Origin of the sequence: Lachnospira multipara ATCC 19207 (assembly GCF_000424105.1) — a bacterium.
In the GTDB taxonomy this organism is placed as follows: Bacteria; Bacillota; Clostridia; order Lachnospirales; family Lachnospiraceae; genus Lachnospira; species Lachnospira multipara.
On the sequence record NZ_AUJG01000001.1, the window covers coordinates 392,240 to 406,436 of the forward strand.

Below are 14,197 nucleotides of genomic sequence, written 5' to 3' on the forward strand. Positions count from 1 at the left end.
TTAAATGAGAATAGGTATTAGAGCACATGACGTGGCTTATGCGCCAATAAATGAATTAATTCCTAACATTCACAAGCAGGGCTTTCACTGCATGCACATCGCCCTAGGTAAGTCTATTAAGGAATTTAATACAGGGGTGGAGGCAATGACTCCAGGACTTGCTATGTACATGAAGGAATTATGTCAGGAGAATAAGGTGGATGTAGCAGTACTTGGCTGTTATTTAAACCTTTGCAATCCTAATCCAGTTAAGCATGCTGAGATAGTTGAAAAGTACAAGGCTCATATCCGATTTGCAAGCATCCTTGGATGTGGCGTTGTAGGAACTGAGACAGGTGCTGTTAATGAAGAATACAAGTATGAAGAGGCTAATCACTCTGAAGAGGCTCTTGAGTGCTTTATTGAAAATTTAAGACCTATCGTTAAGTATGCAGAAAACTTTGGCGTTATCATTGCCATTGAGCCAGTTTGGAAACACATCGTTTATACAGTTGAGAGAGCTAGAAAAGTGCTTGATGCCATTGATTCTCCAAACTTACAGATTATTCTTGACCCAGTTAACCTACTTTATCCAGGTAATATTAAGGATCAGGATGAAATTATAACAAAGGCCTTTGAATTACTTTCTAAGGATATTGCAGTAGTTCACTGTAAGGATTTCATTGATGAAGGCAAGGAAGTAGACTTAAAGAGCGTGGCAGCAGGTAAGGGCGGCCCAGATGGCAAGGGTGGCTTAAACTACCCATTACTTCTTAAGTTAATTAAGGAGCACAAGCCTTATGTACACTGCACTCTTGAGAATACAGTTCCTGAAAATGCAGTAGAGACCCGTGAATTTATGGAAAATCTTTACGCATCGCTATAATTAAAGAATACTAATAGAAATAAAAGTGCACCAGAAAGCTTTCTGGTGCACTTAGTTTCATAAAAAGAGTGACTTTTTTTCTAGTTATGTATATAATGATAGATAATAAAGAATTTTAAAAGACGAGGAGAAGTTTATGCCTGAGAAGATTATACTTGCAGAATCAAATAATGTTAAGACTAATCAGGTGGAGGGAACAACACAGACACCGGCTGATTTTACTGCGCCAGAAGAGTTATATAAGGAGTTAGTAAGAAAGATAAAGGCCTATCACCCATCCACAGATTTGTCTGATATTGAAAGGGCATATAAGGTGGCTTATGAGGCTCATAAGGATCAGAAGAGAAAATCTGGAGAGCCATACATTATCCACCCTCTTTGTGTTGCAATCATACTTGCAGAATTAGAGCTTGATAAAGAGACAATTATAGCGGGTTTATTACATGATGTTGTAGAGGATACAGCCCTTACAAGTGAGGATGTTACAAGAGAGTTTGGTAGTGAAGTAGCCTTACTTGTAGATGGTGTTACTAAGTTAACTCAGTTAAATTACGAGCATGATAAGATAGAGGTTCAGGCTGAAAACCTAAGAAAGATGTTCCTTGCCATGGCAAAGGATATTAGAGTTATCTTAATTAAGCTTGCCGATAGACTTCATAACATGCGTACAATGCAGTATCAAAAGCCTAACAAGCAGATAGAGAAATCAAGAGAAACAATGGAGATTTATTCTCCTATTGCTCATAGACTTGGTATTAGTAAGATTAAGGTTGAATTAGATGATTTAGCCATGCGTTACTTAATGCCAGAAGAATACAACAAATTAGTTGAAGAGGTCAGTGCTAATAGACCCGGCAGAGAAGCATTTATAAAAAGCATAATTAAGGAAGTAGGAATGCATATTAAGAATGCGGATATTGATGCTGAAATCGATGGTCGAGTTAAGCACTTCTTCTCAATCTATCGTAAGATGGTAAGTCAGAATAAGACACTAGACCAGATTTATGATATTTTTGCTGTAAGAATTAAGGTGGATTCCGTTAAGGATTGTTATGCGGCGCTTGGTGTTATTCATGAGATGTATAAGCCAATCCCTGGTCGATTTAAAGACTACATTGCCATGCCAAAGCCTAACAACTATCAGTCCCTTCATACAACTCTAATTGCTTCAAATGGTCAGCCTTTTGAAGTTCAGATTAGAACTTACGAGATGCATAGAATTGCTGAATACGGTATTGCAGCACATTGGAAATATAAGGAAGGTAAGACAGGCGGTAAGGACACTCAGTCTGAGGAGGCTAAGCTTAGCTGGTTAAGACAGATTCTAGAGTGGCAGCGCGACATGTCTGATAATAAGGAGTTCTTATCATCTATTAAGAGCGACTTAGACCTTTTCTCAGATTCTGTATATGCCTTCACTCCATCAGGAGATGTAAAGAATTTACCAGCAGGCTCTTGTCCTATTGATTTTGCTTATAGCATTCACTCTGCTGTAGGTAATAGAATGGTAGGCGCTAGAGTTAACGGTAAGTTAGTTAATATTGATTATAAGATACAAAGTGGCGATAGAATTGAAATTATCACATCCCAGAATTCTAAGGGACCAAGTAGAGATTGGCTATCTATTGTTAAGTCAACACAGGCTAAGAATAAGATTAATCAGTGGTTCAATCAGGAATTAAAGGAAGAGAATATCGTTCGTGGTAAGGAACTTATTTCTAACTACATTAAGGCTAAGGGCTACAAGCAGGAAGAACTTATTAAGCCGGAATTAATAGAGAAGGCTTTAAAGAAGTATGGCTTTAAAAACTGGGATTCCATGCTTGCAACAGTAGGTCATGGTGGCTTAAAAGAAGGCCAGGTAGTTAATAAGCTCTATGATGAGTATCTTAAGAATAAGAAAAATGAAATCACAGACGATTCAGTACTTGAAGAGGTTCTTGCAAATGACCCTAAGGCTAAAATTAAGAAGAATTCCGGTAAGTCTGGCATCATAGTTAAGGGTACACATGATGTGGCAGTTAGATTTTCTAAGTGTTGTAATCCAGTGCCAAACGATGAAATTGTTGGTTTCGTTACAAGAGGTAGAGGTATCTCTATCCATAGAACAGACTGTATTAATATCCTAAACTTCCCAGCAAGTGAGAGAGCAAGACTTATTGAAGCGGAATGGGAAAGCTCAGGAGATAGCACAGAGAAGTACAGTACTGAAATTAATATTTATGCTAATAATAGAAATGGTCTTATTGTTGATATTTCTAAGATATTTACAGAAGCTAACATTTCTATGACAAGCTTGAATTGTAGAACTAATAAGAAGAACATTGCCACAATCAATATTGGATTTACTATTCATACAAAGGATGAGCTTAACAGACTTATTGATAAGCTACAGAAGGTTGAGTCAGTAACTGATATTGAAAGAACAACGGGCTAATATTTATTTTACATATTGTTAATGCTAGACCTTTAGGTTAATTGGGAGGAAAAATGAGCAAACTAGATTGTAGAGTTTTAGGCATGATTAGTACAAATTGTTATTTGTATACTAATGATGCGTTGGCTGAATGTATTATTGTTGACCCAGCAGATAGAGCAGATGTAATTGCTCAAATGGTAGAATCTAGTAAGGCTAAGCCTGTGGCGATTTTACTAACTCACGGGCATTTTGATCACATTGGAGCAGTGGATGAATTAAGAAAGAAATATAATATTAAAGTCTATGCAGCAGATGCAGAAAAAGACTTGCTTGAATCTCCTTATAAGAATCTTTCAAGTGATTATGGTCTTAGTTTTACAATTAAGGCAGATGTTTACTTAAAAGATGGAGAGGAGTTTGAGCTTGCTGGCTTTAAGATAAAGGCTATACATACACCGGGACACACAGAAGGTGGCATGTGCTTTTATTTTCCAGAGGAGTCTATTATGTTTACAGGAGATACCCTCTTTTATGAATCTGTGGGTAGATCAGATTTCCCAACAGGTAGCATGTCTAGCTTAGTTCGTGAAATTAAGAATAAGCTATTTGTTTTACCAGATGAGACTATCTGTTATCCAGGACATGGCCAGGAAACAAGCATTATGCATGAAAAGGCATATAATCCATTTGTTTACTAAAAATACTAACTAGATAATTTTTGTGATATATAGTAGAATTAAGTCTGCTTGTCTTTTGGGACAAGCAGATTTTTGTTTTAGACTGCTTTTATTTGGGAGAGAAATCCCAAGTTTAGAAAGGATCAATATGATTTATATAAATATAGATGATGACGCATTTTACGACGATGCGGTTACAATTGTAAGGAGCTTTTATCCAAGAGTGGATGTAAAGCCTGCAAGACCAATATCTGGAACTTCAGATGTGAATAATCCTGCCACTTTTAATCCTATTAAGGAAGTGACAGTAAAGTTAGAGGAAGGGGATAAGTTAATTGAGATTGAAGCCCCTGATGTAACAGGACTCTCAAAAGCCGATGCCCACGAGAAGTTTAAGGTTAAGCTCTATAAGCAGCTTGAAGAAAAGGAAGGCCACGGTCTTCCATGGGGTAACATGACAGGGGTTCGCCCTAGTAAAATCGCCTATCAGATGATAGTTGAGGGAAAATCAGAAGAAGAGATTATTGACTTTTTTACAAAGGAACATTTTACAAGTCTAGCTAAGGCAAAACTTGCCATTGAGGTGGCTAAAAAGGAAATTTCCCTAGTTTCAAAGCTTGATGTAAAAAATGGATATAGTCTTTATATTGGGATTCCTTTCTGTCCAAGCATCTGCCTTTACTGTTCTTTCTCAGCTTATGCCTACAATGCTTTTAAGGATAGGGTAGAAGCTTACGTGGATGCCTTGATTCATGAGATTACAGAAGTTTCTAAGATGATGAAGGGCAAGCGCCTTGATACAGTTTATTTTGGCGGGGGAACACCTACAACTCTAAGCCCTGCCCAGCTAGACAGGGTACTTACTAAGTTAGAGGAGTGCTTTGATTTAGAAAATGTATTGGAGCTTACAGTGGAAGCTGGTAGACCAGACAGCATCACAAGGGAGAAGTTAGAGGTTTTAAGAGACCACAAGGTAGAGCGAATCTCTATTAATCCTCAGACTATGAATCAGGAAACCCTTGATTTAATTGGTAGAAAGCACAGCGTTGAGGACATTAAGAATGCTTACAAGCTAGCAACAGAGCTAGGTTTTGATAATATCAACATGGATATGATTCTTGGACTTCCAGGGGAAGGACCAGAAGAGGTTAAGAATACCCTTGATACAATTAAGGCCATGAATCCAAGTTCTTTAACTGTACATTCCCTTGCCATTAAGCGTTCTAGTAGACTTAATATCTATAGAGATAGATATAAGAACTTAGATTTTAAGAACACTGAAAGCATTGTGAATATGACAGAAGATTGTGCTAAAGACTTAGGAGTAGAGCCTTATTATATGTATCGCCAGAAGAATATGGCTGGCAATTTTGAAAATGTAGGCTATGCCCGTCCAGGTAAAGAATGCATTTACAATATTCTCATTATGGAGGAAGTACAGACAATCATTGCTTGTGGTGCAGGCGCTAGCACAAAGATTGTAAGCACTAATCCAGTAGACAATTCTAGCCTTATTACTAGAGTTGAGAATGTGAAAAATGTAGATGAGTACATTAATCGTATCGATGAAATGATTGAGAGAAAACGTAAAGAATTAGCCTAAGCTTGTCGTGTTGTTTTATGTGAGTTTTTTTGAACGCAGTGTAAGCAATCCCCCGCTTTACACTTGCAATTCTATTTATTAATGATATAATTTATATATAAAAATTACGTGATATAAATTTACTAGTTTATTTTGAGTTAGTTTTATAAAACTTTCACTATTTATGGCTATACGGTAAGTTTACAACAGGTCTTGTAGTATGTTAAAATTAGCATTTGCAAGGCCTGTTTTATTGTTTTGTAAACTAGTAAATTAGCTATTTTTAACTCAGTCGGAGAAATCCCCCACCTCTAAGCGTTAGCGTAGGTGGGGGTTATGACAAACTATACTCAGTCGGGGTACAAGCTCCGACTGAGTTAAACGCTCCGCGAGGATGCGCACGGATTCGGATAGGAATTTGTCTGCTGAAGCAGACCCGAATCCGGCGCGCAAGACTCGCGAGCGAGTCTTGACTGTATTTGCTTATAGATAAAATTTTAAAAGAAAAGAGGACAGACTATGGATTTAAAAGCACATTTTGACAAGTTAAAAAACTTCAGTCGAGATGATTATGAGACTATTAGTGTTGAACAGTTAGAAGACCTTAATTCAGTAGGTTTATTACTTAAACATAAAAAGAGTGGTGCTAAGATTTGCTTAGTATCTAATGACGATAATAATAAGGTGTTTTCAATTGGCTTTAAGACACCTCCAACTAACGACACTGGAACTCAGCATATTATTGAACATTCAACTCTTTGCGGTTCAAGAAAGTACCCTGTAAAGGATCCTTTTGTTGAATTAGTTAAGGGTTCACTTAATACATTCCTTAATGCCATGACTTACCCAGATAAGACAATTTATCCTGTGGCAAGTTGTAATGACGTGGATTTTAAGAACTTAACTGACGTTTATATGGATGCAGTTTTCTATCCTAACATGTATAAGGAGAAGAAGATCTTTATGCAGGAAGGATGGCATTACGAATTAGAGAGTAAGGATGCACCACTTAAGTTTAACGGCGTTGTATTTAACGAAATGAAGGGTGCATTTTCATCAGCTGATGACGTCCTTGCTAGATATACATTTTCAAGTCTTTTCCCAGATAACAACTATAAGTATGAATCTGGCGGAGACCCAGAGGTTATTCCTGATTTAACTTATGAGGATTTCTTAAAGTATCATGGTGAATATTATCATCCTGTGAATAGCTACATCTATATTTACGGTGACTTTGATATTAATGAAAGACTTGATTACTTAGCTAAGGAATATCTTGATAATTTTGATAAGGCAGATGTTAATATTAACACTGATATTGCCTATCAGAAGGGCTTTGATAAGCCTCTTGATTTAGTAAGAGAATATGCTATTGCTGATGATGAGTCAGAGGAGAATAATACATATTTTTCATATAACACAGTAGTTGGTACAAGTACTGATGATAAGTTATATCTTGCTATGGATATCTTAGATTATGCCTTAGTTCTTGCGCCAGGCGCACCACTAAAGCAGGCTTTAATTGATGCAGGTATTGGTACTGATATTTATTCTGATTTTGAATCTTCAATTTATCAGCCAATTTACTCAATTGTAGCTAAGAATGCTAATGCAGATAAGAAGGACGAATTCGTTAAGGTAGTTAATGAGACTTTAACTAAGCTAAGAGATGAGGGTATTAATCCTAGATTATTACTTGCTGCTCTTAACTATTACGAATTTAAGTATAGAGAGGCAGATTACGGCCCATTCCCTAAGGGACTTATGTACTACCTAAATATGAATGATAGCTGGTTCTATGACGAGACAAAGCCTTTTGTTCATGTTAAGGAAGGCAAGATTTATGCAGAACTAAGAGAAGAGATTGATAAGGGCTATTTTGAAAACTTAATCGACAAGTATTTACTTAACAATAACCACAAGTTAATTCTTACTCTAAATCCTAAGAAGGGCTTAGATGAGGCAAGAAGACAAAAGGAAGCTAAGAGACTTGCAGATTACAAGGCTACTTTAACAGATGAGCAGCTTGAGGAAATCATCAAGTCTACTAAGGAATTAAAGGAATATCAAGATACTCCATCTAGTCAGAAGGACTTAGAGTCAATTCCTATGCTTAAGCTCTCTGATATTGAAAAGAACCCTGAAAAGCTCTACATCGATAAGAGGGAAGTTAACGGAGTAGACGTAGTATTTAGTGATTTATTTACTAATAAGATTGCCTACTCATTACTTTCTTTTGATTGTAAGGATGTACCAGATGAGCTTATTCCATACGTTGGCTTACTTTCAACTGTAATGACATCTATGGATACAAAAAATTACAGCTATCAGGAATTAACTAATGAAATCAATATTAACAGTGGTGGAATTAGAACTGATGGAGCTGCAATTTACTCAGATAAGGACGACTTAGATAAGTTTACAATTAGATATGAGTTAAAGGGCAAGTCCCTTTATAATAAACTAGACTTCATCTTTGATATGTATAAGGAAATCATCTATACAACAAAGTTTGATGACTATAAGAGATTAAAGGAAATCCTTGCTAGAAGTAAGTCAAGACTTGAGGGTTCAATGGTTAGTGCAGGTAACACAGTGGCTGTTATGAATACACTTTCACAGTTCTCAAAGAAGGCTCACTATTCTAATCTTATGAAGGGCTATCAGTATTACAGCTTTATTGAGCACTTAAATGCTAACTTTGACGAGCTTAAGGAAACTATCGTTTCAAAGTTAAATGAGCTTGTTTCATACATTTTCAATAAGGATAATCTTATAGTTCATATTACAGCTGATGATGAGGGCTACGAATTATTTGAGAAGTCTCTTAAGAAGTTCTTAGAGGCTGTTCCTGATAATAAGTATGAAGTCGCTAAGCGTGAATACGTGCCAAAGAAGGTTAAGACTGGCTTTACATCTTCTTCACAGGTGCAGTATGTGGCAATGTGTGGAAATTATATTAAGGAAGGCTATGAATATACTGGCGCCCTAAAGGTATTAAAGGTTATCTTCTCTTATGATTATTTATGGATAAATGTAAGAGTTAAGGGTGGAGCTTATGGCTGTAACAGTAGTTTCCTAAGAAATGGTGATATGTATCTTTCAAGTTATAGAGATCCAAACTTAAAGGAAACTATTGATATCTTTAAAAAGGCTTATGAGTATGTAGAAAACTTTGATGTTTCAGATAGAGATATGTTAAAATATATCATTGGAACAATTAGTGATTTAGACACACCTCTAAATCCTTCAGCTAAGGGTATTAGATCCTTTAGTGCTTACTTAAGCAATGCGGATTACGACACATTTGCAAAGGAAAGAAAGGAAATTCTAGAGTGTGATGTTAAGGCTATTAAGGCCCTTGCACCAATTGTTAAATTAGCAATGGAACAGGATTACTTAAGCGTAGTAGGTAACCAGCAGGTAATCCAGGATAATAAGGAAATCTTTGACGAGGTTAAGCCTCTTATCCTATCTAGTGGAAACTAGAAAAATGGTTATGATGAGATAGTAAGAAAGGAATTAATTAATGAATTTAGACGAAATGCTTGCAGCTAGTGGTATTACAGGAAATGGTGCCACAGTTAATAATGAAAACCTTAAGTCAGGTTTTGTAACATTTATTGGAAGACCAAACGTAGGTAAATCAACACTTATGAACAATATCATAGGTCAGAAGATTGCCATTACTTCTAATAAGCCGCAGACAACAAGAAATAGAATCCAGACAGTTTATACTGATGAGAGAGGACAGATTGTCTTTGTTGATACACCAGGTATTCATAAGGCTAAGAATAAGCTTGGAGAATATATGGTTAATGCAGCTGAGCGAACAATTAAGGATGTGGATCTTATATGTTATTTAGTAGAACCTAAGGCTTTCATAGGGGAAGCAGAATCAAAGATTTTAGAGCGTCTTAAAAATGTTAAGAAGCCTATAATCCTTGTTATTAATAAGATAGATATGGTTAAGAAGGAGGAAATTCTTCCTGTAATTGATATGTATAGAAAGGAACTTGATTTTGATGAAATCGTTCCTGTTTCTGCAAGAAATGGTAACAATGTAGAGGATTTAAAGGAAGCTATCTTTGATTATCTTCCATATGGTCCAATGTATTATGATGCAGATACTGTTACAGATCAGCCAATGCGTCAGATTATTGCTGAACTTATTAGAGAGAAGGCACTTTATTGTCTAGAAGATGAAATTCCTCACGGTATTGCTGTCGAAATCAATATGCTTAAGGAAAGACAGACAACTAATAAAAAGCCTATTACTGATATTGATGCCACAATTATATGTGAAAGAGATTCTCATAAGGGAATTATTATTGGTAAGGGCGGCAATATGCTTAAAAGAATCGGAACTGATGCGCGCTTCGAAATCGAGAAGCAGTTAGAAATGAAGGTTAATTTAAAGCTCTGGGTTAAGGTTAAGAAGGAGTGGAGAGATAGCGATATCTTAATGAAAAACTTCGGCTATGATAAAAAAGATCTTGCAGACAACTAAAAGGCTTAAATTAACAATTGCCAAATTTAATATTATGTTATAAACTAAAAAAGCTAGTTATCTTCTAGATAACTAGCTTTATAAGTAATTAAGTCTAATAGACTATAATAAAAAGGAGTTTCAATATGGAAAAGACAATGGAGAAGATTGTTGCCTTAGCTAAGGCAAGAGGCTTTGTATATCCAGGTTCTGAAATCTATGGTGGTCTTGCTAATACATGGGATTACGGTAATCTTGGTGTTGAGCTTAAGAACAATGTTAAGAGAGCTTGGTGGCAGAAATTTATTCAGGAGAATCCTTACAACGTTGGTGTTGACTGTGCTATTCTTATGAATCCACAGACATGGGTTGCATCAGGTCACTTAGGTGGTTTCTCAGATCCTTTAATGGACTGTAAGGAATGTCATGAAAGATTTAGAGCTGACAAGATCATTGAAGATTGGGCAGCAGACAATAACTACGAACTTGAGTCATCAGTAGATGGTTGGACTCAGGAATATATGAAGAACTTCATCGATGAGCATGAAATAAATTGTCCTTCTTGTGGAAAGCATAACTTCACAGAAATTAGACAGTTTAACCTTATGTTCAAGACTTTCCAGGGTGTTACAGAAGATGCTAAGAATACAGTTTATCTTCGTCCAGAAACAGCTCAGGGTATTTTCGTTAACTTTAAGAACGTTCAGAGAACTTCAAGAAAGAAGGTACCATTTGGTATTGGACAGGTAGGTAAGTCATTCCGTAATGAAATTACTCCTGGTAACTTTACATTTAGAACAAGAGAATTCGAGCAGATGGAATTAGAGTTCTTCTGCAAGCCAGGTACTGACCTTGAATGGTTCCAGTATTGGAGAGGCTTCTGCCGTGATTGGTTACTTTCTCTTGGTATCAAGGAAGATGAAATGAGACTTAGAGATCATGATCCAGAAGAATTAGCATTCTACTCTAAGGGTACAACAGATATCGAATTCTTATTCCCATTTGGTTGGGGCGAATTATGGGGTATCGCTGATAGAACTGATTACGATCTTACTCAGCATCAGACAACATCAGGTGAGGATATGTCTTACTTTGATGATGAAGCTAAGGAAAAGTATGTACCATACGTTATCGAGCCATCACTTGGTGCAGATAGAGTTACACTTGCATTCCTTTGTGCAGCTTATGATGAAGAAGAATTAGAAGGCGGCGACGTAAGAACTGTTCTTCACTTCCATCCAGCACTTGCTCCTGTAAAGATTGGTATTTTACCACTTTCTAAGAAGTTAAACGAAGGCGCAGAGAAGGTATATGCAGAACTTTCTAAGTACTACAACTGCGAATTCGATGATAGAGGAAACATCGGTAAGAGATATAGAAGATTAGATGAAATCGGAACTCCTTACTGTATTACATACGACTTTGATTCTGAAGAAGATGGTTGCGTAACTGTTCGTGATAGAGATACTATGGAACAGGAAAGAGTTGCAATTGCAGATCTTAAGGCATACTTCGAAGACAAATTTAGATTTTAGCAATTGATATCTAGTCGGATTTCAAAGGCTGTTACTAATGTAGCAGCCTTTTTTTTATTGCCCATTTGGAGTATAATTAAGGGGATTATTAGCTAACTGAAAGGATATCTTATGGCAGAAGTAATTAATGTTACGGGAATTATTTTATCTAGCATGCCAGTAGGTGAGTCAGATAGAAGAATTGTTATTTTAACAAAAGAATTAGGTAAGATAAGTGCTTTTGCTAAAGGTGCTAGACGACCTAATAGCAGCTTGATAGGGCTTACAAGACCCTTTATCTTTGCTGATTTTGAAGTTTATAGAGGAAGGAATTCCTACACCATATACAAGGCCGTGGCAAAAGAGTATTTTGAAGAGTTAGTAACTGACTTGGATGCGGTTTGCTATGGCTATTATTTTGCAGAAATTGCAGATTATTACTCAAGAGAAAACCTTGAGGCGAAGGAGCTTATAAACCTTTTATATGTAAGCCTTAAGGCTCTTTTAAAGGAGCAGATTCCAAACGCCTTAATAAGATACATTTACGAGTTAAGAATGATTGCCATTAATGGAGAATGTCCGGATTTCTTCTCTTGTAGAAAATGTGGCAAGGAAGATAATTTATTATTTTACGCAAAGGATCTTAATGGAGTAGTTTGTGGCGATTGTATAACAGAGAGCCTTGCAGCAGTAAGACTTAGTAAAGATGCCCTCTATACACTACAGTATATTGTTACAAGCCCTCTTAATAAGCTTTATACCTTTACACTAAATGATGAGACTTTTAGAATTATTGCTAGTGTAATTAACAGGCTTGAGGACATTTGCTTTGACAAGAAATTCAAATCTAAAGATATGTTATTAGAAGAAATACTTTAAATAGTTAGTATAATAATGTAAAATAATATTAATAAATATAGATTAAAGAGCTGAGGTGAGATTATGCTTTGTCCAAAGTGTGGTCAGGAATATGAAGGCCCTCAGTGTCCACGTTGTGATGGACCTGTGGTCCTTGTAAATAATTCGGATTACCTTAAAAGAAAGAAGGCCTACGAAGAGAGACTTAAAAACAGGGGTAAGGAAGAATTAGAAGAAGATAAAAAAGAAGAGAAAAAAGAATTTGATTTGATGGAAGTTGTAGATGGTCTATTTTCTGAGGAGAATAAAATGTCTAAGCTTAAAATAAAGGCCAGGGGCTTAGCAAAGAAGCTTAGAAAGTCTAAGAGAAAGTCAACTAAAGACACCAAGCCTTCAAATAAGAATAATGAGAACAATGAAGAAGGACCGCTTAAGTCTGTTTCAATTAGAAAGGCTAAGAAATTCAAATATAACATTAGAAGAATAGCCTTTTTAGTGGCAGCTCTAGTGTGCTTAGTCCTTATAATTGTTGGAATTTATAAGTTGGTAACAAGAAAGAATTACGAGCTTTTCTTTAGCTATAACGACAAGATTTACAATGTAACAGATCTAGAGTCTAGTTATGTTTGTGACGAGTCGGATGCTGTATTTGCTGTGGATGGAAAAACATTTTACCAGGCAGAAAACCTTGATATAGAGGGTAGCATAAAGCAGGAGATGGCAAGTAATGACGGAGATTATTTAGCTTTCGTTTCCTATCTTGAGGATGGCAACTACGAAATCATTGTTAACACAAGTAAGGGAACAGTTAAGCTTGCCACTAACAAAAATTCAAAGGAATTAGTAGCCCTAAGAGATAGCGGAGTTTTGATTTATACTGAAACTGAAGAGCTAAATGACGAGGGTGGTACAGGTAGTAAGAGCTTAAACGTAGTATTTTTTGATGGCCTTGAATATCAAACCATTAATTTAAGCGAGGACATCAGTAAATATTATGTTTATACAGCCCAAAGCCTTGTGGTGGCAGTAGATAATGATGGTAATTTATTTGAATATAACTATAAGACTAAGAAAAAGACTAGTCTTGAGGGAAATGTAACTAATCTTTTAGGCATGAGTTCTGATAATTACAATTACTACAGCTATAGTGCTGATTTAGTAAACGAGTGGGATAAGGCTAATAGCTTTGTCTATGCCATTGGTTATGTTTATTATCTATATGATATTAAGGATGCTAAATCTACAGTTCTTGCTAAGTCTTCAGACTCAAGCATGGAGTTTATCTATGATGAGACTAATAATTATGTTTATGCTCTTAATACTAATACAGTTTATTCTGCAAAGCTTGATGGGGACACAGTATCAAGTCTTGAGGAACTAGATAATATTAAGACTGCAAGAAATGTGGTATATAATTATTCCACAAAGGAACTTTACTTTATTGATGGAGATTCTAATTTAGTTAGGGTTAAGAAGGGCGAGGAAAAGGAACTTGAAAGCAATGTCTATGATGGTTCCCTTAGCCTTGTAAGTAATGATAGTAAGGCTATTTGCTATATAGTTGATAATAGTATTTATTATAGAAAATCTTCCACAGCCGCAGCTGTAAAGATTTATACAGGAGATAATCTTACTACTAACATTGGTATGGTAAAATATAAGAATAAGCTATATTTCTACGCATCAAGCGAGCTTTTATGCACTTGCTCAACTAAGGGAGGCTCTCTTAGTGAGGTAGGAAAGATAGCAAGATTCTGGTTAGGAACTAAGTTAAAGTAAATAGGACAAGTTAG

At 36.0% G+C, this 14,197-nt stretch carries 9 protein-coding genes; all 9 read left to right on the forward strand.

The genetic code is table 11. The features are described 5' to 3' along the window. The first annotated feature begins 4 nt into the window (after positions 1-4). The 9 genes from G600_RS0101700 to G600_RS0101740 all read left to right on the forward strand — a co-directional run bounded on the left by G600_RS0101700 (position 5) and on the right by G600_RS0101740 (position 14,183). Complete coding sequence (locus G600_RS0101700; protein WP_027430384.1) at positions 5-865, forward strand: sugar phosphate isomerase/epimerase family protein; 861 nt, start codon at positions 5-7, stop codon at positions 863-865. 136 nt (positions 866-1,001) lie between these two features. Then, a complete protein-coding gene (locus G600_RS0101705; RefSeq protein ID WP_034245148.1) occupies positions 1,002-3,302 on the forward strand; it encodes a RelA/SpoT family protein in 2,301 nt (766 codons plus the stop codon). A 53-nt stretch (positions 3,303-3,355) separates the two neighbouring features. Then, positions 3,356-3,982 (forward strand): MBL fold metallo-hydrolase, encoded by a 627-nt coding sequence (locus tag G600_RS0101710; protein ID WP_027430386.1) that lies wholly within the window; start codon positions 3,356-3,358, stop codon positions 3,980-3,982. Positions 3,983-4,109: 127 nt separating this feature from the next. After that, positions 4,110-5,564 (forward strand): coproporphyrinogen dehydrogenase HemZ, encoded by a 1,455-nt coding sequence (gene hemZ, locus G600_RS0101715; protein ID WP_027430387.1) that lies wholly within the window; start codon positions 4,110-4,112, stop codon positions 5,562-5,564. Positions 5,565-6,062: 498 nt separating this feature from the next. Then, entirely contained in the window at positions 6,063-9,032 is a 2,970-nt protein-coding gene (locus tag G600_RS0101720) for an insulinase family protein (RefSeq protein WP_051195309.1), read from the forward strand. A 55-nt stretch (positions 9,033-9,087) separates the two neighbouring features. Beyond that, complete coding sequence (gene era, locus G600_RS0101725) at positions 9,088-10,053, forward strand: GTPase Era (RefSeq protein WP_051195322.1); 966 nt, start codon at positions 9,088-9,090, stop codon at positions 10,051-10,053. 125 nt (positions 10,054-10,178) lie between these two features. Then, positions 10,179-11,567 carry a glycine--tRNA ligase gene (locus G600_RS0101730; RefSeq protein ID WP_027430390.1) on the forward strand — a complete coding sequence of 463 codons (1,389 nt, stop codon included), beginning with the start codon at positions 10,179-10,181 and terminating at the stop codon, positions 11,565-11,567. Positions 11,568-11,678: 111 nt separating this feature from the next. Then, positions 11,679-12,425 carry a DNA repair protein RecO gene (gene recO / locus G600_RS0101735; RefSeq protein WP_027430391.1) on the forward strand — a complete coding sequence of 249 codons (747 nt, stop codon included), beginning with the start codon at positions 11,679-11,681 and terminating at the stop codon, positions 12,423-12,425. A 63-nt stretch (positions 12,426-12,488) separates the two neighbouring features. Beyond that, positions 12,489-14,183: a hypothetical protein gene (locus tag G600_RS0101740; RefSeq protein ID WP_027430392.1), complete on the forward strand. Its 1,695-nt coding sequence runs from the start codon at positions 12,489-12,491 to the stop codon at positions 14,181-14,183. Positions 14,184-14,197 lie beyond the last annotated feature (14 nt).

Coding starts and splice junctions, on each gene's coding strand:
- G600_RS0101700 (WP_027430384.1), top strand. CDS start 5: ATGAGAATAGGTATTAGAGCACATGACGTGGCTTATGCGCCAATAAAT.
- G600_RS0101705 (WP_034245148.1), top strand. CDS start 1,002: ATGCCTGAGAAGATTATACTTGCAGAATCAAATAATGTTAAGACTAAT.
- G600_RS0101710 (WP_027430386.1), top strand. CDS start 3,356: ATGAGCAAACTAGATTGTAGAGTTTTAGGCATGATTAGTACAAATTGT.
- hemZ (WP_027430387.1), top strand. CDS start 4,110: ATGATTTATATAAATATAGATGATGACGCATTTTACGACGATGCGGTT.
- G600_RS0101720 (WP_051195309.1), top strand. CDS start 6,063: ATGGATTTAAAAGCACATTTTGACAAGTTAAAAAACTTCAGTCGAGAT.
- era (WP_051195322.1), top strand. CDS start 9,088: ATGCTTGCAGCTAGTGGTATTACAGGAAATGGTGCCACAGTTAATAAT.
- G600_RS0101730 (WP_027430390.1), top strand. CDS start 10,179: ATGGAAAAGACAATGGAGAAGATTGTTGCCTTAGCTAAGGCAAGAGGC.
- recO (WP_027430391.1), top strand. CDS start 11,679: ATGGCAGAAGTAATTAATGTTACGGGAATTATTTTATCTAGCATGCCA.
- G600_RS0101740 (WP_027430392.1), top strand. CDS start 12,489: ATGCTTTGTCCAAAGTGTGGTCAGGAATATGAAGGCCCTCAGTGTCCA.